This window comes from Bradyrhizobium sp. 157 (genome assembly GCF_023073815.1).
Classification (GTDB): Bacteria; Pseudomonadota; Alphaproteobacteria; order Rhizobiales; family Xanthobacteraceae; genus Bradyrhizobium.
Genome location: NZ_JADPKF010000008.1, coordinates 1 through 1055 on the forward strand (window position 1 = coordinate 1; position 1055 = coordinate 1055).

The window sequence follows — 1055 nt, forward strand, 5'->3', positions numbered from 1 at the left end:
TAGAGCGTTAGCCGATCAGGTTGCAAATATCCTGCGGCGGCGAAGTAGTTTGTGGATTCTGCGGGCGAGTAAGTGTCGACGATGCGGCCAATGGCATCCCAGAGACCGTTGACGGTGCGTTCGGCGGCCTTCCGAAGATTTGCTTTGAGTTTGGCGAAGGCGTTCTCGATGGGATTGAAGTCGGGGCTGTAGGGCGGAAGATAGAGGAGCGTTGCGCCGGCAGCTTCGATCATCTCGCGTATGCGCGGTCCTTTGTGGCTGGAGAGGTTGTCCATGATGACAACCGCGTCTTTAGGAAGCTCGGGCACGAGCACCTTTTCCACATAGGTCTCGAAGGCATCGCGGTTGATAGGGCCATCGAGCACCCAGGGCGCGATGATGCCGCGGGTAGTTAGAGCGGCCACGCAGGTTGTTGTTTTCCAGTGGCCGTGCGGAACGGCGGCTCGCAGACGCTCGCCGCGCTGGCAGCGGCCATGAGTTCGCGCCATGTTGGTCGATGCCCAGGTCTCATCAATGAAGACGAGCCGATCCCGATCGAGCTTGCCTTGGCTCTCACGCCAGGCTTCCCGCCGCTTCAAGACATCCGGGCGATCCTGCTCTGTGGCATGGGCGGTCTTTTTTTGCGCGTGATGTTGTGGCGCTCGAAGAAGCGACGGATCGTCCCGTAGCCGAAGGAAAGACCTTCTTTGCTCAGGCTATGGCGCAATTCCTCGATGGTGATATCGGGGGTTGCCTTGAGCAAGGCCAGGATCGTCGCCTGATGGGCATCGATCCGGTGGGACTTGCGATCTCCGCCCTGAGCTCTTGGCTGGGCATCCCCTTGCTCTCGCTCGCGCATCCGCCACCGGCTGACGCTCGCGGCGCTGACGCCAAACCGCTCGGCCGCTTGCCGGCCGGATGCGCCGCCCGCAATGGTGGCAAGCACTCGTTCACGAAGGTCCATCGACAGCGGTTTCGCCATACCCGCCGGCCTCCTGTCCCGGCGGGTAGCTTGAATCACCAAAACGCTGATTTGTGAATCCGCAGCGATTCAGTCAGATGGGCTAACGCTCTAG

General features: G+C 60.9%; 1 protein-coding gene. It reads right to left on the bottom strand.

Annotated elements, in window-relative coordinates; all coding sequences use genetic code 11:
• Window positions 1-961, bottom strand: a protein-coding gene (locus IVA95_RS01215) for an IS630 family transposase (RefSeq protein ID WP_247508836.1) whose coding sequence is annotated in 2 segments (ribosomal slippage) — window positions 1-625 and window positions 625-961 — 962 coding nt annotated over the 2 segments. Because the reading frame shifts where the segments join, the coding sequence is not laid out codon by codon here. This gene is flagged as partial in the annotation.
• Window positions 962-1055 lie beyond the last annotated feature (94 nt).